The organism is Bacillaceae bacterium S4-13-56 (assembly GCA_040191315.1).
Classification (GTDB): Bacteria; Bacillota; Bacilli; order Bacillales; family JAWJLM01; genus JAWJLM01.
In genome coordinates this window covers 1-22218 of record JAWJLM010000028.1, presented here as the reverse complement: position 1 = coordinate 22218, position 22218 = coordinate 1, and the positions used below count along the sequence as shown (strand labels likewise).

Annotated in this window: 22 protein-coding genes; all 22 read left to right on the top strand. The window is 41.6% G+C overall.

From position 1 onward, the window contains the following. Positions 1 to 6: 6 nt before the first annotated feature. The gene (gene atpB / locus RZN25_09235; GenBank protein MEQ6377000.1) at positions 7 to 726 is read left to right on the top strand and encodes a F0F1 ATP synthase subunit A; all 720 of its coding nucleotides are present in this window, start codon (positions 7 to 9) and stop codon (positions 724 to 726) included. A 44-nt stretch (positions 727 to 770) separates the two neighbouring features. Beyond that, positions 771 to 977 (top strand): F0F1 ATP synthase subunit C, encoded by a 207-nt coding sequence (gene atpE / locus RZN25_09230; protein ID MEQ6376999.1) that lies wholly within the window; start codon positions 771 to 773, stop codon positions 975 to 977. Between the two features lie 151 nt (positions 978 to 1128). Further along, positions 1129 to 1656: a F0F1 ATP synthase subunit B gene (gene atpF, locus RZN25_09225; GenBank protein MEQ6376998.1), complete on the top strand. Its 528-nt coding sequence runs from the start codon at positions 1129 to 1131 to the stop codon at positions 1654 to 1656. Beyond that, positions 1653 to 2192, top strand: a complete 540-nt coding sequence (locus RZN25_09220) for a F0F1 ATP synthase subunit delta (GenBank protein ID MEQ6376997.1) — start codon at positions 1653 to 1655, stop codon at positions 2190 to 2192. Before atpF ends, RZN25_09220 begins: the two co-directional genes overlap by 4 nt. 31 nt (positions 2193 to 2223) lie before the next feature. Beyond that, on the top strand, positions 2224 to 3735 hold the full coding sequence (gene atpA / locus RZN25_09215) for a F0F1 ATP synthase subunit alpha (protein ID MEQ6376996.1): 1512 nt from the start codon (positions 2224 to 2226) through the stop codon (positions 3733 to 3735). Positions 3736 to 3791: 56 nt separating this feature from the next. Continuing rightward, complete coding sequence (locus RZN25_09210) at positions 3792 to 4652, top strand: F0F1 ATP synthase subunit gamma (protein MEQ6376995.1); 861 nt, start codon at positions 3792 to 3794, stop codon at positions 4650 to 4652. Positions 4653 to 4679: 27 nt separating this feature from the next. Next, positions 4680 to 6092 carry a F0F1 ATP synthase subunit beta gene (gene atpD / locus RZN25_09205; protein MEQ6376994.1) on the top strand — a complete coding sequence of 471 codons (1413 nt, stop codon included), beginning with the start codon at positions 4680 to 4682 and terminating at the stop codon, positions 6090 to 6092. Positions 6093 to 6187: 95 nt separating this feature from the next. After that, positions 6188 to 6589, top strand: coding sequence for a F0F1 ATP synthase subunit epsilon (locus RZN25_09200; protein ID MEQ6376993.1), 402 nt, complete (start codon positions 6188 to 6190; stop codon positions 6587 to 6589). A gap of 1357 nt (positions 6590 to 7946) precedes the next feature. Next, entirely contained in the window at positions 7947 to 8321 is a 375-nt protein-coding gene (locus tag RZN25_09195) for an NADH-quinone oxidoreductase subunit A (GenBank protein ID MEQ6376992.1), read from the top strand. Then, positions 8312 to 8830 carry an NADH-quinone oxidoreductase subunit B family protein gene (locus tag RZN25_09190; protein MEQ6376991.1) on the top strand — a complete coding sequence of 173 codons (519 nt, stop codon included), beginning with the start codon at positions 8312 to 8314 and terminating at the stop codon, positions 8828 to 8830. The genes RZN25_09195 and RZN25_09190 overlap by 10 nt, the downstream gene beginning before the upstream one ends. Beyond that, positions 8827 to 10056, top strand: coding sequence for an NADH-quinone oxidoreductase subunit C (locus tag RZN25_09185; protein ID MEQ6376990.1), 1230 nt, complete (start codon positions 8827 to 8829; stop codon positions 10054 to 10056). The genes RZN25_09190 and RZN25_09185 overlap by 4 nt, the downstream gene beginning before the upstream one ends. A gap of 3 nt (positions 10057 to 10059) precedes the next feature. Beyond that, the gene (locus RZN25_09180) at positions 10060 to 11160 is read left to right on the top strand and encodes an NADH-quinone oxidoreductase subunit D (protein ID MEQ6376989.1); all 1101 of its coding nucleotides are present in this window, start codon (positions 10060 to 10062) and stop codon (positions 11158 to 11160) included. Between the two features lie 8 nt (positions 11161 to 11168). After that, on the top strand, positions 11169 to 12167 hold the full coding sequence (gene nuoH, locus RZN25_09175) for an NADH-quinone oxidoreductase subunit NuoH (protein ID MEQ6376988.1): 999 nt from the start codon (positions 11169 to 11171) through the stop codon (positions 12165 to 12167). Positions 12168 to 12346: 179 nt separating this feature from the next. Further along, positions 12347 to 12766, top strand: coding sequence for an NADH-quinone oxidoreductase subunit NuoI (gene nuoI, locus RZN25_09170; protein MEQ6376987.1), 420 nt, complete (start codon positions 12347 to 12349; stop codon positions 12764 to 12766). Beyond that, complete coding sequence (locus tag RZN25_09165; GenBank protein ID MEQ6376986.1) at positions 12763 to 13278, top strand: NADH-quinone oxidoreductase subunit J; 516 nt, start codon at positions 12763 to 12765, stop codon at positions 13276 to 13278. Before nuoI ends, RZN25_09165 begins: the two co-directional genes overlap by 4 nt. Beyond that, on the top strand, positions 13275 to 13589 hold the full coding sequence (gene nuoK, locus RZN25_09160) for an NADH-quinone oxidoreductase subunit NuoK (protein ID MEQ6376985.1): 315 nt from the start codon (positions 13275 to 13277) through the stop codon (positions 13587 to 13589). Before RZN25_09165 ends, nuoK begins: the two co-directional genes overlap by 4 nt. A 26-nt stretch (positions 13590 to 13615) precedes the next feature. Next, the gene (nuoL, locus tag RZN25_09155) at positions 13616 to 15478 is read left to right on the top strand and encodes an NADH-quinone oxidoreductase subunit L (protein ID MEQ6376984.1); all 1863 of its coding nucleotides are present in this window, start codon (positions 13616 to 13618) and stop codon (positions 15476 to 15478) included. Position 15479: 1 nt separating this feature from the next. After that, a complete protein-coding gene (locus tag RZN25_09150; GenBank protein ID MEQ6376983.1) occupies positions 15480 to 16955 on the top strand; it encodes an NADH-quinone oxidoreductase subunit M in 1476 nt (491 codons plus the stop codon). A 4-nt stretch (positions 16956 to 16959) separates the two neighbouring features. Then, on the top strand, positions 16960 to 18489 hold the full coding sequence (nuoN, locus tag RZN25_09145; GenBank protein MEQ6376982.1) for an NADH-quinone oxidoreductase subunit NuoN: 1530 nt from the start codon (positions 16960 to 16962) through the stop codon (positions 18487 to 18489). A gap of 795 nt (positions 18490 to 19284) precedes the next feature. Beyond that, a complete protein-coding gene (locus RZN25_09140; GenBank protein ID MEQ6376981.1) occupies positions 19285 to 19518 on the top strand; it encodes a DUF1146 family protein in 234 nt (77 codons plus the stop codon). A gap of 123 nt (positions 19519 to 19641) precedes the next feature. Continuing rightward, complete coding sequence (locus RZN25_09135) at positions 19642 to 20361, top strand: YwmB family TATA-box binding protein (protein ID MEQ6376980.1); 720 nt, start codon at positions 19642 to 19644, stop codon at positions 20359 to 20361. Between the two features lie 32 nt (positions 20362 to 20393). Then, on the top strand, positions 20394 to 21692 hold the full coding sequence (gene murA, locus RZN25_09130; GenBank protein MEQ6376979.1) for a UDP-N-acetylglucosamine 1-carboxyvinyltransferase: 1299 nt from the start codon (positions 20394 to 20396) through the stop codon (positions 21690 to 21692). Positions 21693 to 22218: the final 526 nt, after the last annotated feature.

Below are 22218 nucleotides of genomic sequence, written 5' to 3'. Positions count from 1 at the left end.
AGAAGTATGGATCACGAATCACCGGTCCGGGAACTCTTTGGAATTCCTTGGTTGACAGTAAATTTATCAAATATTTTAATGATTACCGTTTCATCAGTCCTCGTTTTTATTCTAGCCCTTAGCTTTACCAGAACTTTAGAACGTAAACCACGTGGTCTTCAGAACTTTATGGAGTGGGTGGTTGACTTTGTCAAAGGGATCATAGATAGTACGATGGATTGGAAAACAGGAGGACGCTTCCTAATTCTAGGACTAACACTCCTCATGTATATCTTTGTTTCAAACATGCTGGGGTTACCTTTTGCAGTTGTATTTGATCACGAACTATGGTGGAAATCACCAACGGCAGATGCAACGATTACCCTTACGCTAGCCGTGCTTGTTGTCGTACTTAGTCATTATTACGGAGTTAAGCTGAAAGGTGCAAAGGAATATGGAAAAGGATTTGTCAGTCCAATTCCATTATTATTTCCATTTAAGGTTATTGAGGAATTTTCCAATACCTTAACGCTTGGCCTCCGTCTTTACGGGAATATCTATGCCGGTGAAATTATGTTGGGACTACTCGTGGGCTTAGGAACAAGCGGAATTCTCGGTGCCCTTGGAGGATTTATTCCAATGCTTTTATGGCAGGCATTTAGCGTATTTATTGGTGCAATTCAAGCATTTATCTTTACAATGTTAACAATGGTTTACATGGCCCACAAAGTGAGTCTAGACCATTAATAATAAACAACAACTACCTAATATAAAGAGGAGGAATTTATAACATGGAAGCATTAGCAGCAGCAATTGCAATTGGACTAGCAGCTTTAGGAGCTGGTTTTGGTAACGGGATGATCGTATCTCGTACAGTCGAGGGGATTGCTCGTCAACCAGAATTACGTGGTGCACTTCAGACTACTATGTTTATCGGGGTTGCGTTAGTAGAAGCGATTCCTATCATCGCAGTAGTTGTCGCATTTATGGTAATGTAACAATCTAACACAGTTTTTCATAATGGCGAAGCTTTTACTTAAGAGACTTCGCCATTCCTTTACGAATATTCGTCAAAATGACATTTTTGATAAAAAACCCTAGGGTTAAAATCCCCTAGGATTTCCTTGTGAAGTGAAAGGAGTGTAGGTCGTGCAATTTGGAGCAGAAACTCTTGTGCTACAGGCAGCATCAGCCGGTGTCAATATAATTGATATCATATATCAGCTCGTAGCATTTCTGGTTTTGTTATTCCTTCTTAAAAAGTACGCGTGGGGACCTTTGCTTAAGGTTATGCACGAACGAGAAGAGCATATAGCAAACGAAATTGATACAGCAGAGAAAAACCGTGAAGAAGCGGAACGTCAAAACCGTGAAGCACAAGAACAATTGAAGAAAACCCGTCAAGAGGCACAACAAATTATTGAGGAAGCACGGAAAGCGGCTGTAGAACAGGAGCTAAACATTATTGCGACTGCACGTGCAGAAGCAGATCGATTAAAAGAAGCAGCTCGTCAAGAAATTGGCCAAGAGAAGAAAAATGCCATCAAAGCTCTTCAAGATCATATGGCTACCTTATCTGTTCAAATCGCTAGCAAAGTTATTGAAAAAGAAATTTCCGCTAAAGATCAAGATAAACTTATCCAAGATTACCTCAAAGAAGTAGGGGAAAACCGATGAGTAATCCAGTAGTAGCGAAACGTTATGCAGTAGCTCTTTTTCAGATTGGAAAAGAAAAATCAATGCTTGAAATACTAGAAGAAGAGCTACGTACAGTACGTGAGGTTTTTGTGACAAACGATAAGTTACTTCCTTATTTAAATCACCCAGGCGTGTCGAGAGAAAGAAAACATCAGCTTTTGGATACAGCCTTTAAGGGGATATCAAAAGAAATTAGAAATACGCTTGCGTTACTTGTGGATCGTCGTCGCGAAGATTCAGTCGTGGATATGATTCAATTTTTTATGGAACAATCCAATGACTATCGTAATATAGCGGATGCTGATGTTTACTCCGTTCGCGAGCTAACTAACGACGAAAAGAAAGAACTTGAGCAAATTTTTACTGCAAAATCGAATAAATCTTCAATACGTATTCGTACCATTATCGATCCATCCATTATCGGAGGGGTCAAGTTAAAAATAGGAAACCGAATTTATGATGGTAGCATAAGCGGAAAGCTTGCTCGCATCGAAAGAAGCCTACTAGCAAAATAACGGTGAACAAATAGAGATAGGGGTGAAATGCATGAGCATCAAAGCTGAAGAAATTAGCTCTCTAATTAAACAGCAAATTGAAAACTATGAGTCGGAAATAGAAGTCAGTGATGTGGGTACTGTTATCCAAGTCGGTGACGGGATTGCGCGTGCTCATGGCCTTGACAGCGTTATGGCCGGAGAGCTTATAGAATTTACAAAAACCGGTGTAATGGGTCTCGCTCAAAACCTTGAGGAAAGTAACGTCGGTATTGTTATCCTTGGCCCATATACAGAAATCCGTGAGGGAGACGAAGTTCGTCGTACTGGACGTATCATGCAGGTACCAGTCGGAGACGCTCTTTTAGGACGCGTCGTAAACCCACTAGGGCAACCTATAGATGGTATGGGGCCAATCGAAACGAATAAAACTCGTCCTATCGAATCTCCTGCACCGGGGGTTATGGACCGTAAATCCGTTCATGAACCACTACAAACAGGGATTAAAGCAATTGACTCTCTTATTCCAATTGGTCGTGGTCAGCGCGAGTTGATCATCGGAGACCGCCAAACAGGGAAAACCGCTGTTGCAATCGATACAATCATTAACCAAAAGGGTCAAGATATGATCTGTATCTATGTAGCCATTGGGCAAAAGGAATCTACCGTTCGTGGAACTGTAGAAACTCTTCGTAAGCATGGTGCGCTTGATTATACAATCGTTGTAACTGCAGGTGCGTCACAACCCGCCCCATTATTATACCTAGCACCATATTCTGGTGTAACTATGGGTGAAGAGTTCATGTACAACGGAAAGCACGTACTTCTTGTATATGATGACCTTTCTAAGCAAGCGGCAGCTTACCGTGAGCTTTCCTTATTATTGCGTCGTCCTCCAGGTCGTGAAGCATTCCCAGGGGATGTATTCTACTTGCACTCTCGCTTACTTGAACGCGCAGCGAAATTGAGTGATGCAAAAGGTGGAGGTTCTTTAACGGCACTTCCATTCGTTGAAACACAAGCTGGGGACATCTCTGCTTATATTCCAACAAATGTAATTTCGATCACAGATGGACAGATCTTCTTACAATCTGACCTTTTCTTCGCAGGTGTACGTCCTGCCGTTAACGCAGGTTTATCCGTATCCCGTGTAGGGGGTTCAGCGCAAATTAAAGCGATGAAGAAGGTATCTGGTACGTTACGTCTAGACCTTGCATCTTACCGCGAGCTTGAAGCATTCTCGCAATTCGGCTCTGACTTAGATAAAGCAACACAAGCAAAACTAAACCGTGGGGCGCGTACCGTAGAGGTATTAAAGCAAGGCTTACATCAGCCGCTAGCGGTTGAAAAGCAAGTTGCAATTCTATTTGCCTTAACCAAAGGTATGATAGATGATATTCCAGTTCAAGATGTACTACGGTTCGAATCAGAAATGTATAATTATCTTGAAAAAAATCATTCAGATTTACTGTCTTCCATTCGTGAAACTGGAAACCTTCCGGATGAGGAAGCGTTCAAGAGCGCAATTGCAGCATTTAAAAAGACTTTTGTAATCTCTGAATAAGTTTTGTCCCTGTGGGCAACATCTTCTAAAACCGGAAGAAAGGACGGTGAGAAGGCGTGGCATCTCTAAGAGATATTAAGAACCGGATTTCCTCTACGAAAAAGACGAAGCAAATTACCAAGGCTATGCAAATGGTATCGGCTTCGAAACTAAATCGTGCGGAACAAAATGCGAAATCCTTTGTCCCTTATATGAAAAAGATCCAAGAAGTAGTAGAAAGTGTGGCATCGGGTAGTGTGGATGTAGATCATCCAATGCTCTCTTCCCGCCCTGTGAAAAAGACAGGTTATCTTGTCATTACCTCAGATCGTGGATTAGCTGGGGCATACAATAGTAGCATTTTACGAACGGTTTTTCAGACTATAAAGAAACGACATAAATCTACCGATGAATATATGATCATTGCCATTGGACGTGTGGGGCGTGACTTTTTCAAAAAACGCAATATGCCAGTGGAAATGGAAATTGTCGGTATAGCAGATCAGCCAGAATTCGCAGAAATAAAAGATATTACAAGTCGAACAGTAGACCTCTATACTAACGAACAAATCGATGAACTATATGTCTATTATAATCACTATGTAAGTGCGATTTCGAACGAAGTAACAGAGGATAAGCTATTGCCAATTACAGATCTTGAATCTAAAGGTACAGAGCCAATAACCTACGAATATGAACCAAATGAACAAGAAATATTGGAAGTCTTGCTTCCACAATACGCTGAAAGCCTAATTTACGGTGCCCTTCTCGATGGAAAAGCTAGTGAACACGCCTCACGAATGACAGCCATGAGAAGTGCAACAGATAATGCAGATGAACTCATTGGTTCCCTTACATTGTCTTATAACCGTGCACGTCAAGCAGCAATTACTCAGGAAATCACCGAGATCGTCGGTGGAGCCGCTGCCCTTGAATAATTAGGAGAAAGTTAGGAGGGAAAGTCGATGATTAAAGGACGCGTAACTCAGGTTATGGGACCAGTAGTTGACGTGCGATTCGAGCGTGGGCAACTACCTGAACTCTATAACGCGCTGCAAATTCGTTATACAGCAGAAAATGAATCCGATGTAAGCATTGACCTTACACTTGAAGTTGCTCTTCATTTAGGAGATGACACTGTTCGTACTGTTGCGATGTCTTCTACTGATGGAGTTAAACGTGATATGGAAGTAATAGACACAGGAGCTCCTATTTCTGTACCTGTTGGTGACATTACTCTTGGTCGAGTTTTTAACGTTCTTGGAGAAAAAATTGACCTTGATGAGCCACTATCAGAAGGAATTCGTCGTGATCCAATTCACCGCGAAGCTCCAAAGTTTGAAAACCTAGCAACCGAAACTGAAATTTTGGAAACTGGAATTAAAGTTGTAGACTTACTTGCCCCTTACATCAAGGGAGGTAAGATCGGTCTATTCGGTGGAGCCGGTGTAGGTAAAACGGTATTAATCCAGGAGCTAATCAACAACATCGCTCAGGAGCACGGTGGTATTTCCGTATTCGCTGGAGTTGGAGAGCGTACTCGTGAAGGTAATGACCTTTACTATGAAATGAAAGACTCTGGAGTTATTGCAAAGACAGCGATGGTATTCGGTCAGATGAACGAACCACCAGGTGCTCGTCAGCGTGTAGCCCTAACTGGTTTGACCATGGCGGAATATTTCCGAGACGAGCAAGGACAAGACGTGTTATTCTTTATCGATAACATCTTCCGTTTTACACAAGCAGGTTCTGAGGTATCTGCCCTACTTGGTCGTATGCCATCTGCGGTAGGTTACCAACCAACACTTGCAACAGAAATGGGTCAGTTACAAGAGCGTATCACATCAACTGATAAAGGATCTGTTACGTCAATCCAGGCGATCTACGTTCCAGCCGATGACTATACAGACCCAGCACCAGCAACAACATTTGCTCACTTAGATGCAACAACTAACCTTGAGCGTAAGCTTTCTGAGCAAGGAATTTATCCAGCGGTGGACCCACTAGCATCTACTTCTCGCGCTCTTGACCCAGCAATCGTTGGGGAAGAGCATTACAACGTAGCTCGTGAAGTTCAACGTACACTTCAACGCTACCGTGAGCTTCAAGATATTATTGCAATACTAGGTATGGACGAACTTTCTGATGAGGACAAGCTAACTGTAGCACGTGCCCGTCGTATCCAGTTCTTCCTATCTCAAAACTTCCACGTTGCCGAGCAGTTTACAGGCCAACCAGGGTCCTATGTTCCTGTAAAAGAAACTGTCCGTGGATTTAAAGAAATCCTTGAGGGTAAATACGACGACCTTCCAGAAGACGCATTCCGCCTCGTAGGACGCATCGAAGAAGTAATAGAAAAAGCAAAATCTATGGAATAAGGGGAAAGGTACCTCGGTCAAGGTTTGATGTTGAGTTTAAATTTTGACTAGGTCAAACCTGTTGACTTCCCCCATTAGCCCAAGGAGGGGTAACTTTGAAAACACTAGCTGTGAGTGTTGTCACTCCTGATGGCCCGGTCTTAGATGATGTATATGAAATGGTGAGTGCGAAGGCTGAAAGTGGGGAGCTTGGTATTCTGCCAGGTCATATCCCGCTCGTCGCCCCATTGACTGTTGGTGCAGTTCGATTGAAAAAGGAAGGCAATACAGATCTAGTTGCCGTTAGCGGAGGGTTCCTTGAGGTTCGCCCAGATAAGGTTACCATCCTTGCGCAGTCTGCAGAAAAACCTTCAGATATTGACATCGAACGTGCTCGTCGTGCAAAAGAACGCGCCGAGCGTCGTCTCCAAGTGAAGCAAGACGACATTGACTTCAAGCGCGCCGAATATGCACTCCGTCGTGCCATCAACCGACTAAATGTCGCAGGACAGCGATAATATTAAATGGAAGAAAGGCAATCTCTTACCGAGGTTGCCTTTGTTTTTTTCAAGATGAGAAAGTATAAAATTTGTCTAGCGCAAGCGCCCTATCGACTAGAGTCGGTTCCCTCCTCTCCATCGATAAGTCAACATCGATGAAGGAGGTTCGGTTATCCGATTACTCGGCCCACCGAAAACATTTGTCGCAACACCGAACTGACTCGCAGGATGCGAGCCCTCGTGAACCGTGTTTCCTTTGGGCCTACAGGACAGGAAAGCTACAATGAACTACTTCGCACGAAGAAAAAGCGTGCTTTTTCGAGGATGTAGGTCACCACACGATGTGACGGTTTTAGCCGACGATCCTTTATCGATGCCTTACGTCGATGATCAAGGGCGCTTGCGCTTTTCTAATTTCGAGGGGCACTTGCGCTTTTCCTTATGGAAATGATTAAATTAATTTTTAATCTACGGGTACTCTGGAAGTGTTATAGTTAATGTGCTCTCGTTATTGTGGATTCTTAGGGAAGTTTTATCCCGCATGAAACATGAAGCAAGCTACAGAAACAAGGATGGAAAATTTAACAATCCAGGAAAAACTAAGTTAATCTATACCTCCCACCTAAATTATCTAATGAAAGTAAATATTACTATTCAAATAAATATTACATTTTTACTAAATTAATAAATGAACAATTTGTGAACAATAAAGTCTTATACTATGTGAAATTGTATTCAAAAAACAAAGAAAAACTACTTTAAATATAAATTTTTAAAAAGACTGTATTACAACAGAAAAGAGATCAATTATAAAAAGATTTTTAAACCAAAAATTTATCCGGAGGAACGGGCAACCAACCATGAAGCAAGTTTTTCCAACGAGGATGAAAAAATTTATTTTTTATTTTCATGGGAGTAATACCCTTACCTCAAGTCTTAAGGGAAACGAAAAGATTAGGCGGGAGAAAACTACTCGTGAATGTCCGATTGATACAAGGATCTCTAGGTAATTTCTTCTTGGGCGCCAATCATCTGTGGGGGACGTCCACTGACGGAAGTCTCATTTTACTTTATTGAAATAAAGTAGTTTTGAAAAATGGAAACGTTGTGAAATATAAAACGCTTATAAGTCCGTCAAAATTAATACAGATTTTGTAACAGTACTAACGATTAAAAACTTATTATTATACGTTGTTTTCCCTTATTATGCAACCACGTTTGTCATGGTATTTTCAAAGTATTTTAGATAATATGGGTTATGACATGAATATTTGGGTGGACAATCTAGTAGGTTTTATCGACACCTAAAAATGAGTTTGATATAATGATAGCGATATCAAAGCAAAAAAAAATTTACGCACGGAGGGGGAGGGAAATGGAAGGACTCCACGTCTATCAAAATAGCTATATTGTGGTTTTCGTTTTCCTGACATTAGGAATATTGCTTCCGATAGTGGCGTTAACACTCGGGCGTTTTTTACGCCCTCACAAACCATCGGCAGCAAAGAAGGTAACGTATGAGAGTGGGATAGAGCCATCAGGAGATGCAAGAGTTCAGTTTAACGTACGTTATTATATATTTGCCCTAATGTTCGTTATTTTTGATGTTGAAACAGTGTTCCTTTATCCATGGGCAGTTGCCTACGATAAACTTGGTATTTTTGCACTAATTGAGATGCTCATCTTTGTGGCGATGCTACTACTAGGATTAATCTATGCTTGGAAAAAGAAGGTGCTAGAATGGAATTAAATCTTGAGAATTTCACACCAGAAGAAAAGGCGGAGCTTGAGCGTAACGTCTTTGTGGCTACTCTTGATCAGGTAAAAGGATGGGCTCGTAGTAATTCTTTATGGCCGATGACTTTCGGCCTAGCTTGTTGTGCCATTGAAATGATGGGGGTTGGGTCTTCACATTATGACCTTGACCGCTTCGGATCCTTTTTCCGTACATCGCCTCGTCAATCCGATGTTATGATCGTTTCTGGTACTGTAACAAAAAAAATGGCTCCCATTGTACGACGCTTGTATGACCAAATGCCAGAGCCGAAATGGGTAATCGCCATGGGTTCTTGTGCAACTGCTGGTGGCCCATACGTAAAATCATACTCAGTCGTTAAAGGTGTCGATCAAATCGTGCCGGTGGATGTCTATATTCCCGGTTGTCCGCCCAATCCAGCTGCACTTATTTATGGAATTAATAAGCTACAGGAAAAAATCCGCTATGAAGCTAAAACAGGAAAGCGGGTGAGTAATCAGTGAGTGAGGATAAAGAGTTAGAAAAAAAGAAAGCGGCCGCTGAGGCGAAAGCAAAAGCTGCTGCCGCAGCGAAAGCGCGAGCAGAAGCTAAGAAGAACGCGTCAGAGGGCAATGATTCAGCCCCCGCAGAATCAAAAGAAGAGTCAAAAGAAGAAAAGCCTGCAGCTTCCGCTGATGAAAAGGCGAAAGCGGCCGCTGAGGCGAAAGCAAAAGCTGCTGCCGCAGCGAAAGCGCGAGCAGAAGCTAAGAAGAACGCGTCAGAGGGCAATGATTCAGCCCCCGCAGAATCAAAAGAAGAGTCAAAAGAAGAAAAGCCTGCAGCTTCCGCTGATGAAAAGGCGAAAGCGGTCGCAGCCGCAAAAGCAAAGGCTGCAGCCGCAGCTAAGGCGAAAGCAGCCGCAGCCACGGGATCAGATGCGCCAGATGATGAAAAGGCGAAAGCGGTCGCAGCCGCAAAAGCAAAGGCTGCAGCCGCAGCTAAGGCGAAAGCAGCCGCAGCAGCAAAAGGAAGAGCCGCGGGATCAGATGCGCCAGATGATGAAAAAGCGAAGGCGAAAGCTGCAGCCGCAGCCAAGGCAAAAGCAGCCGCAGCAGCAAAAGGAAAAGCCGCGGGATCAGATGCGCCAGATGATGAAAAAGCGAAGGCAAAAGCTGCAGCTATTGCCAAGGCGAAAGCATCCGCAGCAGCAAAAGCAAACGCTGGTGGTGGAGCTTCCGCAAAGGATGAATCGGTTGAAGAACAAAAGCCATCTCCAAATCAACCAATACTGGATAAATATCTCAAGGTGATAGCTGAGAATCTTGGGGAGGACGTTTTAGAAGATTCCTATATTAACCGGCTATCTAAGGATGTACCAACACTCGTAGCAAAGAGTGATACATACTTCAAAGTCGCTGAATTTTTGAAGTATAATGAGCAGCTTGGTTTTGACTATTTATCAGAAATTCATGGAACAGACTTTCAAACTCATATGGAAGTTTATGTGCATTTGTATTCCTATAAAAATCAGCAATCAGTGGCATTAAAAGTCTCAATTGATCGGGATCAACCTGAAATCGAATCACTCGTTCCACTTTGGCAGGGAGCTAACTGGCCAGAAAGTGAAGCGTATGATCTCCTTGGTATTCGTTTCAAGAACCATCCGGACTTAAAACGAATTATGCTAGGAGAGGATTGGATTGGTCACCCACTCAGAAAAGACTACGAACCACACGATGTGGAGGTGTAGGTCATGTTACGAACAGAAGAAATGTTGTTAAACGTTGGACCTCAGCATCCAAGTACGCATGGAGTTTTCCGTCTAGTTATAAAAGTAGATGGGGAGATAATTAAAGAGGCCACACCAGTCATCGGTTATTTACACCGAGGAACCGAAAAACTAGCAGAAAACCTGCAGTACACACAAATTATTCCTTATACAGACCGATTGGATTATTTGGCTGCGATGACAAACAACTATGTACTTTGTCATGCGGTAGAAACGATGATGGATTTAGAAATCCCAGATCGTGCCGAATATTTACGAATTTTAGCCATGGAGTTAGGGCGTGTGGCTAGCCACCTAGTTTGGTTTGGTACATACTTACTCGACTTAGGTGCTACCAGCCCATTTCTTTTTGCCTTCAGAGAACGTGAGATCATTATCAATCTATTAAATGAACTTTCAGGAGGACGTCTCACATTCAACTACATGCGAGTAGGAGGAGTGAAATGGGATGCTCCAGAAGGTTGGATCGACAAAGTAAAAGACTTCGTTCCATACATGAGACAACAAATAGAAGGTTACCATGAGCTTGTTACCGGGAATGAAATTTTCCTAAATCGTGTGAAAGGTGTAGGAAAATATACAAAAGAAGATGCCCTTCAATATTCATTGAGTGGAGCAAATCTTCGTTGTACAGGTGTAGATTGGGATCTTCGTAAAAATGAACCATATTCCATCTATGACCGCTTTGATTTCAAAACGGTTACCCAAGATGGCGGAGATGCATGGGCACGTTACCAAGTCCGCTTTGAGGAAATGGAAGAGTCCTTAAAGATTATCGAGCAAGCTTGTGAACAATTCCCATCTGAAGGACCAATTTTAGCCAAAGTTCCTAAAATCATAAAGGCACCAAAGGGCGAGACGTACGTTCATATCGAGGCTCCCCGTGGTGAAATTGGTGTTTATATTGCGAGTGACGGTAAAAAAGAACCATATCGCTTAAAGTTTAGAAGACCATCATTCTATAACCTTCAAATTCTTCCGAAGTTATTAGAGGGAGAAAACATGGCAAACTTAATTACCATTCTTGGAGGAGTAGATATCGTCCTTGGGGAGGTGGATGGATAATGACCTATATGCAAGAGATGTTTTCCACTCAACCAGGATGGGGGACTTTCGGATTCTTCTTCCTAATGTCAACAGTGCTCCTCATAACGATTTTAGGCTTTGTGGCTTATGCCATCCTAGCTGAGCGTAAAGTCATGGGCTACATGCAGCTTAGACATGGTCCTAACCGTGTAGGAGGAAAATTTGGACTTCTTCAATCAGTAGCCGATATTTTAAAGCTATTATTGAAGGAAGATATTTTTCCAGCCAAAGCAGATAAACCATTATTTATTATTGCTCCTGTGATTGCATTTGTTCCATCGTTCATGGTGGTTGCTGTTATTCCATTCACAGAAGCGGTCCAGTTTTCAGATATTGGAGTAGGGTTACTCTACTACATCGCTGTTTCTGGGGTAACAACACTTGGGGTTTTGACAGCCGGATGGGCATCCAACAACAAATACTCCCTCATTGGGGGAATGCGTGCAGCAGCCCAGATGATTTCTTATGAAATCCCGCTCGTTATGTCAGTGGTAGGAATTGTCTTGCTATCTGGTAGCTTAAACCTTACAACAATCGTGGAAGCACAAGAAAACATTGCGTTTATTTTTATCCAACCGATTGCATTCATAGTGTTTTTCATTGCTGCAACGGCTGAATTAAACAGAACACCATTTGACTTACCAGAAGCTGAATCGGAGCTTGTTGCAGGTTATCATGTTGAGTATTCTGGTTTCCGTTTTGCATTTTTCATGTTATCGGAATATGTTTACTTATTTGCGATGAGTGCACTAATTACCGTGCTTTTCTTAGGAGGATGGAATCCAATCCCAGGATTAGGGTTTATACCAGATCCGTTCTGGTTCTCCATTAAGTTTATAGTCATTGTCTTTATTTTCATGTGGTTTAGAAGTACATTTCCGCGTGTTCGAGGAGATCAGCTCATGGAATTTGGATGGAAAGTCCTACTTCCAATTGCTTTAGCAAATATCTTCTTAACCGCGATTCTAAAAGAACTATTTTTTTAAAAGAAAAGCGGAAGAATCCTGTTTATCGACGTAAGGCGGTGGACTCCAATCGAGTGATATAAAGGAACCAACTCTAGTTGATAGGATTCTAGATCTAGACATTGTTAGACTCCATAAGTGGTCTTCCAAAACCGGGAAGCACCAACAGCTAGATGACCAAAACAAAGGGTGGTGGAAAAATGCTTGGTTTACTAAAAGGCTTGAAATATACCCTTAACAATATGACAAAAGAAAAGATGAGTTATTCTTATCCGGATGAACCATTACCACTTCCAGATAGGTTTCGTGGAATTCAAAAGTTTTACCCGGAAAAGTGTATTGTTTGTAATCAATGTGTGAACATTTGTCCAACTGACTGTATTGATCTTGTAGGGAAAAAACATCCAGATCCAAACAAAAAAGGGAAGATCATCGATACGTATGATATTAACTTTGAAATCTGTATCTTATGTGATTTATGTACGGAGGTTTGTCCAACCGAAGCAATTATTATGACAAACAACTTTGAGCTTGCAGAATATTCTCGTGATATGTTGTTTAAAAATTTGGAATGGCTCGATGAAAACGACGAGAGCATTCGGAAGGAGAATAAAGCATGAACGGGGAATTAGTTGCGTTTCTTATCCTAGCGATGCTCGCAATCCTCGGCGGGATTTTAATGATCAACCTTTCGAAGGTCGTTCACATGCTCTTAGCAATTGTCCTAACGTTTCTCAGCATTGCGGGCCTCTACGTTCTGCTTTCCGCAGAATTTGTTGCCGTTGTTCAGGTCCTGATCTATTCGGGAGCTATTACGATCATCATGGCTTTTGGAATAATGCTTACAAGACATAATGACACACAACAAACTAGTCCTAGTAAATTTAGATCCTTGGTTGTAGCGGCTAGTGTGATTATCTTCTTTGCGGTGATGTACTCCGCGATTAGTGGCGTAAATTTTGGAGAACAGGCTACCGATCTTCATATTGAAAATACGAAACAAATCGGGGTTGCCCTATACTCGCGCTATATCATCCCGTTTGAGTTAATGTCTGTTGTGCTTCTTGTAGCTCTCATTGGAGCGATCGTATTAGCAAAACGCGATGACGATGAAGAGGAGGCGAAATCATGAGTTCTTTACCGATTAACGTCTATCTGATTCTAGCGTTAATTCTGTTCTGTATCGGGTTATTCGGAGCGCTGACAAAGCGTAACACCGTCATTGTCCTCATCTCTATTGAGCTAATGCTAAACGCCGTCAATATTAATCTAGTAGCATTCTCAAAGTACGGCATGAACCCGAGCATTACGGGACAGATCTTTTCTTTATTCACGATCACTGTTGCAGCCGCTGAAGCTGCTGTAGGATTAGCGATATTAATCGCCCTATACCGTAATCGTTCTACCGTACAAATTGATGAAATGGATACGATGAAAAACTAGCTTGTACAGAAGGGAATTGTGATAGGATGATGGAAAATGCGTGGTTAATCCCGTTACTCCCGCTACTGTCCTTTCTTTTATTGCTCCTTTTTGGAAAACAACTAAAAGAAAAAAGTAGTTACATAGGGATCGGTACGACTGGACTTTCCTTTCTGCTTGCACTTTTTGTGCTTTTTGATCAACTCGCAAACGGAAATAGCACCACTGAAATGTCCTGGCTTACCATCGGGTCAATTGAATTTACTATCGGATGGGTGGTTAACCCATTAAATGCTTTAATGTTACTGATTGTTACACTAGTAAGCTTCCTTGTTCATGTGTATTCAAAAGGATACATGCATGATGAGGAACGTCTTTCAGTATTTTATGCCTATCTGGGATTATTTACATTCGCTATGTTAGCTCTTGTGCTTTCACCGAATCTATTACAACTCTATATGTTCTGGGAGTTGGTAGGTCTAGGTTCCTTCCTATTAATCGGATTTTATTTTAATAAGGAAGAAGCAAAGCAAGCAGCTAAGAAAGCATTTATTGTTACCCGTATTGGGGATGTGGGCCTCTTAATCGGAATGATTCTATTATTCTGGCAAGCTGGCACATTAGAATTTGCTGGAATATTCTCTGCTGTTCAAAATGGTGAGATTAGTGAAGGATGGATCACGTTAACAGCTATCCTAATTTTTGTAGGGGCCATGGGGAAATCAGGTCAATTTCCACTACACACTTGGCTACCAGATGCGATGGAAGGTCCAACACCAGTTTCGGCCTTAATCCACGCTGCAACAATGGTAGCTGCCGGGGTTTACCTTGTAGCCACCATGTTCCCATTGTTTGAAGCAAGCGATACAGCAATGACAGTTGTCGCTGTAGTCGGTGCCTTTACCGCCATCTTTGCTGCTTCCATCGGCTTGGTGCAAAAAGATATCAAGCGAGTGCTTGCTTACTCCACAGTCTCACAGCTAGGATATATGATGCTTGCCCTAGGTGCAGCAGGTTATGTCGCAGGTGTATTCCACCTTATGACGCACGCTTTCTTTAAAGCACTTTTGTTCTTGGCAGCAGGAAGTGTCATCCATGCAGTTCATACGCAGGATATTGAAAAAATGGGCGGATTATGGAAAAAACTTAAATTTACTGCACCACTCTTTTTGATTGGTACGTTAGCGATTAGTGGATTCCCACTATTCTCTGGATTTTTCAGTAAGGAAGAAATTCTTGTATCTACTTGGAACGACGGACGCTTTTTCGTCTTCTGGATAGCGGTCATTGCAGCTTTCTTTACCGCATTTTATATGTTCCGTCTCTTCTTTATGGTGTTCATTGGAAAACCACGACATGAAGTGGAAGATGTCCAAGAATCACCTAAGAGCATGACTTTCCCTATGGTGGTTCTTGGTGTACTTGCTGTTGTGGCAGGATTTATCAATACACCATTTGCAACGATCCTAGGAGATTGGTTAGTGGAGGGGAATGTATTCCTTCATCTAGAGGATCACGGTAGTCCAATTTGGATTACTTTAGTAGCAACTTTGGTATCATTAGCAGGAATTTATTTTGCGTATCTTATGTATTATAAAGGATCCATTCGGCGCGATGCGATTTCAGGTGCAGTACCTGGCGTTTATTCACTCCTTTACAATAAATATTGGATTGATGAACTCTATCACCATACGATTGTATTTGGTGCTCGCACGTTTGGTTATTTCATTCAATTCGTTGAAACCTATATTGTGGAGGTTCTCGTAGCATTGGTAGCATCCATTACAAAGGGAATCGGAAGAATAGGAGCACGTATCCAAAGTGGTCAAGTTCAGACCTATGGTGCAGTTGCCTTCTTAGGCCTGGCCATTCTGGTGCTACTCCTTGCAATTAAAGGGGGGTATTTCTAAAATGAGCTGGCTTACGTTATTGGTATTCTCCCCAATCATCGGGATGTTGGTCCTTGCTTTCATTCCTAAGGATCAAAAAACAGTGCTTAAAACCGTTGGAACGCTCGCAACCATTGTTCCATTAGTCGTTTCATTTATCGTCTATAGCCTCTATCAGGGAGGTACCAATCTAGCAGAAACTCGTGATTGGATCTTCTTCGGTGGAGGAGCGTTTGAAATTAAATATGAACTTGGGGTTGGAGGATTTGCCTTACTTCTAGTTCTTCTAACCACAATCGTTTCAACTCTTTCAGCTCTTGCTGCAACCTTCCAAATCAAAAAGGAATGGAAGTCTTACTACATATTCTTCCTCCTTCTCGAACTTGGAATGTTAGGTGTTTTCACATCTGAAAACTTAATTTTGTTCTTTGTTTTCTTTGAACTCACACTTATCCCTATGTTTTTCCTGATTGGAAAATGGGGCTTTGTGGAAAGAGAAAAAGCAGCTTACAGCTACTTAATCTATAACGGAATTGGTTCAGCGATTTTGTTGATTGTCTTCTCAACGTTGCTTGCAAAGACTGGGACAACTAATATCGACGCTTTAACAAGTATCATGAGCATGGACCATCCAGCGATTAGTGAAGATTTTAAAATGGGTATATTGATTGCTTTATTAATTGCCTTTGGTGTAAAACTTCCAATCATCCCGTTACACACATGGATGGTTCGAGTTCACGTGAATGCACCAACTGCAGTGGTTATGATTCACGCTGGTATCCTTTTAAAAATCGGCGCCTACGGTTTAATCAGATTCGGTTTGGGAATGTTCCCAGCCCAATTTGAAAAAATATCAGTGCTTGTTGCGATTTTAGGATTAGTTAATCTTTTGTATGGAGCCTTCCTTGCTCTAGTACAAACAGAATTAAAACATGTTTTTGCTTATTCCAGTGTATCCCATATGGGGATTGTTCTACTCGGTGTTGCCGCGATGAATGAAGCGGGAGTACAAGGTGCGATTTTCCAAACCATCTCCCACGGGTTAATCGCTGCGTTACTGTTCTTGCTCGTTGGTATTCTACACGAACGGACAGGAACCACGATTATCGACAACCTTGGTGGTCTTGCAAAAGCAATGCCATTGACAGCAGGTTTCCTATTGGCAACAGCTATGGCATCTCTTGGACTTCCAGGAATGAGTGGATTCGTTTCCGAATTCATGGCCTTCCTTGGACTATTTGAAGAAATGCCAATTCTAGCAGCCATCGGAACTTTAGGTATAATCTTAACAGCTGTTTATCTGCTTCGTGCCGTTCTAGGAGTGACTTTTGGCCGTACGGAAAAAGCACTGGAAGGATTACAGGATGTTAAAGGTCTAGAGTTGATTCCGGTTATTGCTCTACTGGCTTTCATTATCTTAATCGGTGTTTATCCGACAGTGCTGACTGACACGCTTCAGCTCACTCTGGAAACTATACTACAAGGAATAGGGGGGTAAGGTTATGGATCTAGATACACTACTCAGTTTTGAATGGAGCATCATGGCACCTGAATTCACGATCCTAATCGTTGCTACCATCCTCTCTATTGCCGATCTATTTATGAGTAAAAAGGTGGATCGCCGACCATTTGGATGGATTGCGATTGCTGGAATCATTGTGGCTCTAGCTTTCTTAGTTGGACAATTGGACCACGGGTTTACAGAAATACTGTTTGATACGTATCGATTGGATGGGTTCTCGAAAGCCTTTAAGCTCATCTTGCTTGTTGGAACACTCATTGTCTTTCTTCTTGCCATTCCATATGAAAAAGAAGGCAAACTAAGTGTTTATCGCGGTGAATTTTACTACTTACTATTAACAGCCCTATTAGGTGCTATGATGATGGCTTCTAGTGCCGACATCATCACTCTTTTCGTAGGACTTGAGCTACTTACTATCTCGTCTTACATTTTGGCAGGTTTGAAGAAAAATTCATTGAAGTCGAATGAAGCTGCCATGAAATATGTAGTCATGGGTGGAATCTCCACAGCAATTACTTTATTCGGTTTAAGTTATATATACGGCCTTACAGGAAGCACAAAGCTTGTAACGATTGCGCAACAACTGCAAACAATTTCTGCAGATTCTCAATCACATGCCTTAGTGGCATTAGCGTTTATCATTACTTTTGTTGGGTTAGCCTTCAAAATTTCATCTGCACCGTTCCATATGTGGGCACCAGATGTGTACGAAGGGGCACCAACACCAGTTACTGCCTTTTTAAGTGTTGTTTCGAAGGCCGCTGGATTTACGTTAATCATCCGTCTATTCGTAACGATCTTTACAACAACACCAGGCCTTGAGATGAACACTTCCATTATTCAATCCTTAATGATTTTCATCTCAGTATTGGCTGGAATCACGATGATTATTGGTAACACCGTTGCACTTCGCCAACGCAATATAAAGCGACTTTTCGCTTATTCTAGTATTGCCCATGCGGGATACCTTTTAGTCCCACTAGTTGGCTTTACAGCACTAACACCAATGATTTTCGAAAGTACTTGGTTCTACCTTGTTGCTTACTTGTTCATGAACCTGGGAGCATTCACAGTCATCCAATTGATGATTGAAAAAAGTAAATCTGAGGATCTCACCATTTTCTCTGGTTTGTTTTATCGCTCTCCATTGTTAGCAATAGTAATGACCGTTTTCTTGGTATCCCTAGCTGGAATTCCTGGAACGGCTGGCTTTATTGGAAAACTGAACATTTTCCTTGGTGCATTATACGGAGCTGAGCCTCACTATGTACTTGCCGGTGTCATGATGGCTACGACAGTAATATCTTACTTCTACTATTTCGGTATCATGACCCAAATGTTCTCACGTCCAGCATCTAGTTACTCTAAAATCAAAATCCCAGCACCATTGTTGATCGCTATGATTATCTGTGCTGCTGGAACACTTGTGTTAGGTATCTTCCCAGACCTTGCATTCAGCATTTTCGGAGATCTTAACGCAGCCGAAGTTTTGATGGGAGTATTGGGTTAAACACAATATTTGTATTTGTTAGGTGCCCCCCTGCTTGCGCAGGGGGGTTTTTAGATTGGGGGATCCTTGATGGCGCGCATTTTGAGCATTTGCTCCTTTTCTTGAGCGAAAGAATTACATATTACGCTAAGTGTCTAAAAATCTGAGCTTAAAATTCACAAAGTTGAGCATAAATTATACAAAGAAGCGCATTAGCTCTATAGAATGAGCATAAACACTTAAAGTTACTCTAATAAGTATTTAATCGCGCATAGTAGTTAAAAACCCGAGCATAAAACAATCATTTTTGAGCATAGCTCCTTAAAAACCTACGCATAAGCTATATATTCTGCGCCAAGTCCTAAATAGTTGAGCATTAAAGCATTCTTTTGAGCATAAACAAAACACAAAAAGTTACTTTATTCATTTCTTTAACCTCCCAAACAACGAACCCTAAGTTAAGTTTTTCACATCAAACTAAATTCTCCGCATGTCTACACCCACAAAACACATTTCCCTTACGAAAATATGAGTAATTGCATTAATATCCATCGAGGCAAGAGCCCGCTTAAGCCAACAATTAGCAGGTATGCCCTAACATTGTTGTAATAAAATAAAGTCATACCCATCTTTCAACCTTTTCCATTGACATTATATCGAGAGCATGGCAATGTTTTACTATGTGAATAAAGGGAATAGATTTTTCGTGGATTGAACAAGGGCACTTGACTAGACCGAATGATCTGTCGAAATACCCTAGGAAAACCTGTCGAAAAAAGATTTCCTGGGCAATAATTTGGGAAAGGGTGTCGGAAGATGATGCAGTCTATTGCAGTACAAGGACTTATTAGTATGGTGTCTCATATCGTCTTTATTATTATTACCTGGAGGCTGCTTCAGGAGATCAGGTTTGAAGGAATATTTAAAAAAAGCAAGGTATTTGAAGCGCGGTTATTTCTCATCTTTGTGACTATCACAATAGGAACGACAGTCAGTCGATTCTTTTTGGATTTTCTTGTATGGTCACAGCAATTGGTGAATCTCTTTTAAACATCTTCCTATCGCCGGATTTTCATTTATTACATTTTGTCGGAAAGTGACGACAAACATAAGGTATACCTTATGTTTCTCCTGTTGATACTGTTAACAATCAAGAACAGGGGAGAGAAAAATATGAGAACTAAGGTCATTACAATGGTTATTTTAATCGTCATGATTGTGATAAATGGAAGTCCGATGATCCAAGGTGCTGGAAAAATTCCGGAGCTTGAAGATAACATTGATTTTTTTCAAGGGGAAAATAATGTTGAATTAGATAGTTGGAAGGTGACGCTAAGAGAAGAAGTACCACTTTCTCAAAAGGAACGCGTACGAAAGCAAATTCTTTCCTATACACAGCATGCCAACCCCACTGTACGGGAAGGTCATTCATCAAAAGTATGGTCCTATAAGAAAAAGCATAGCCAATTTACAGAAGAATTTACCATTGTCGAATCTATTGACGGGTCTAATGTAACGGAGCTTTTTTACAACGTAGTGGGAAGTCAGTGGGATCATGAAGTGAAGGGAGAATTTTATCCAATTTTTAATAAAGCTAAGCATCTGTTCTTTCAAGAAAATTCCACAAATTTCACTTGTATTCGACTAACAGGTGATGGTAACATAAGAAGTGTTTTATTGCTAGAAAAATACCTTGAAAAAATGGAAGTTGAGAAGCTTGAAGAATTGGAAGAAAAAGATTTTGTCGCAGTTTCTGGCTACACACCCAAATGGAATGCCGCGATTCCGATTTCGGACAAGGACTCAATGAATGTTCAATTTGGCCTCAGATCAGGTTTGGGCTCAGGGACAACCATAACAATAGGAACACCAATCATAACTTCTGAATATTAATATAGAGAAATTGGACGCGGAGGGGAATGACCTTGGAAAAAATCATCGTAAATGGTGGGAGGCAGCTGAACGGTAGCGTTAAGGTAGAAGGTGCTAAGAATGCCGTACTGCCTGTCATCGCAGCTAGTATAATTGCAAGCGAAGGTAAGAGTATTATTCACGAAGTACCCGCTCTAGCTGATGTTTCAACGATTAGTGAAGTGCTAAAATATATGAATGCGAAGGTTGAAATTAACGGAAACGATGTAATCATTGATGCCTCACAACCTTTAAAAACAGAAGCACCATTTGAATATGTTCGCAAAATGAGAGCATCTGTACTCGTAATGGGTCCATTGTTGGCACGTTACGGTCATGCAAAAGTAGCACTTCCAGGCGGGTGTGCTATAGGTTCTCGCCCTATCGATCAACATCTGAAGGGTTTTGAAGCTATGGGCGCAAAAGTACACGTTGGAAATGGTTTTATTGAAGCACATGTAGAAGGACGCCTTAAAGGTGCCCGTATTTATTTAGATGTGCCTAGTGTTGGTGCAACAGAAAACATTATGATGGCTGCAGCAATGGCTGAAGGCAGGACTGTCATTGAAAACAGCGCAAAAGAACCAGAAATTGTTGACTTAGCCAATTACTTGAATGCAATGGGAGCACACATTGTCGGTGCGGGAACAGAAACAATTCGTGTCGAAGGTGTTGACCAACTTCACGGGGTAGAGCATACTATTATTCCCGATCGTATTGAAGCAGGAACTTTCATCGTCGCAGCTGCAATTACAAAAGGAAATGTACTTGTGCAAGGTGCAGAAATGGAACATTTACGTTCACTTGTTGCAAAGCTTGAAGAAATGGGAGTAAAAGTGACCGAGGAAAAAGATGGAATTCGAGTCATTGGACCAGAAACTCTAAAAGCTGTCGACATTAAAACAATGCCCCACCCAGGTTTCCCAACCGATATGCAGTCCCAAATGATGGCATTAATGCTCGTAGCAGAAGGAACTAGCGTAATTACTGAAACGGTATTCGAAAACCGTTTCATGCATGTGGAGGAATTCCGCCGTATGAACGGGAAGCTAAAAATTGAAGGACGTAGCTGCATCGTAGAAGGTCCAACTACTTTACAAGGTGCAGAGGTTCAAGCAACCGATCTACGAGCAGGAGCAGCACTCATTTTAGCAGGTCTCGTGGCAGATGGCTACACTCGTGTGACTGAATTAAAACATCTTGACCGAGGCTATGTCAACTTTGCTGAAAAATTAGCCTCACTTGGTGCAGACATAGAACGCATCAACGAAGAACCAATCTTAGAAATTAAAGCACATCAAAACGTTAACTAATCACTTAAACGAGTTTGACTACAGAAATGTTTTAACGGTAAATAAGTTCATTAAACTAAAAAAAGCCTCGAAGTTTCTTGCTTCGAGGCTTTTTTTTATAAAATAAATTTTAAAATTTGTCTAGCTCCAGCGCCCTATCGACTATAGTTGGTTCCCTCCTCTCCATCGATAAGTCAACATCGATTCACTTCGTGAACCGTGTTTCCTATATCTCGGAGGATCACCGCCACATCGTGTGGCAACGCCTACGTGACCCACATCCTGTGGGCCTCACCGCCTTACGTCGATGATCAAGGGCGCTTGCGCTTTTCTTATTAGTGAGCATAAGAGGGGAATATTGCGCAAAGCACATTTTTTGAATGTGGAATTTGAGCATAAAGTTATCAACTTGAGCATACCTCCTTGAGATTTCACGCATAAACATTACAGAATGAGCATGGATCTCATATTTTGAGCATTACAGCTAGGTTTTGAGCATAAGGGAGAGGGCGTGAGCATTCACCTCTAAAACCTGAGCATAAATATT

Coding starts and splice junctions, on each gene's coding strand:
- RZN25_09180 (MEQ6376989.1), top strand. CDS start 10,060: ATGTTACGAACAGAAGAAATGTTGTTAAACGTTGGACCTCAGCATCCA.
- RZN25_09165 (MEQ6376986.1), top strand. CDS start 12,763: ATGAACGGGGAATTAGTTGCGTTTCTTATCCTAGCGATGCTCGCAATC.
- nuoN (MEQ6376982.1), top strand. CDS start 16,960: ATGGATCTAGATACACTACTCAGTTTTGAATGGAGCATCATGGCACCT.
- nuoH (MEQ6376988.1), top strand. CDS start 11,169: ATGCAAGAGATGTTTTCCACTCAACCAGGATGGGGGACTTTCGGATTC.
- atpB (MEQ6377000.1), top strand. CDS start 7: ATGGATCACGAATCACCGGTCCGGGAACTCTTTGGAATTCCTTGGTTG.
- RZN25_09135 (MEQ6376980.1), top strand. CDS start 19,642: ATGAGAACTAAGGTCATTACAATGGTTATTTTAATCGTCATGATTGTG.
- atpA (MEQ6376996.1), top strand. CDS start 2,224: ATGAGCATCAAAGCTGAAGAAATTAGCTCTCTAATTAAACAGCAAATT.
- RZN25_09190 (MEQ6376991.1), top strand. CDS start 8,312: ATGGAATTAAATCTTGAGAATTTCACACCAGAAGAAAAGGCGGAGCTT.
- RZN25_09195 (MEQ6376992.1), top strand. CDS start 7,947: ATGGAAGGACTCCACGTCTATCAAAATAGCTATATTGTGGTTTTCGTT.
- atpD (MEQ6376994.1), top strand. CDS start 4,680: ATGATTAAAGGACGCGTAACTCAGGTTATGGGACCAGTAGTTGACGTG.
- RZN25_09140 (MEQ6376981.1), top strand. CDS start 19,285: ATGATGCAGTCTATTGCAGTACAAGGACTTATTAGTATGGTGTCTCAT.
- RZN25_09220 (MEQ6376997.1), top strand. CDS start 1,653: ATGAGTAATCCAGTAGTAGCGAAACGTTATGCAGTAGCTCTTTTTCAG.
- RZN25_09150 (MEQ6376983.1), top strand. CDS start 15,480: ATGAGCTGGCTTACGTTATTGGTATTCTCCCCAATCATCGGGATGTTG.
- atpE (MEQ6376999.1), top strand. CDS start 771: ATGGAAGCATTAGCAGCAGCAATTGCAATTGGACTAGCAGCTTTAGGA.
- nuoI (MEQ6376987.1), top strand. CDS start 12,347: ATGCTTGGTTTACTAAAAGGCTTGAAATATACCCTTAACAATATGACA.
- nuoL (MEQ6376984.1), top strand. CDS start 13,616: ATGATGGAAAATGCGTGGTTAATCCCGTTACTCCCGCTACTGTCCTTT.
- nuoK (MEQ6376985.1), top strand. CDS start 13,275: ATGAGTTCTTTACCGATTAACGTCTATCTGATTCTAGCGTTAATTCTG.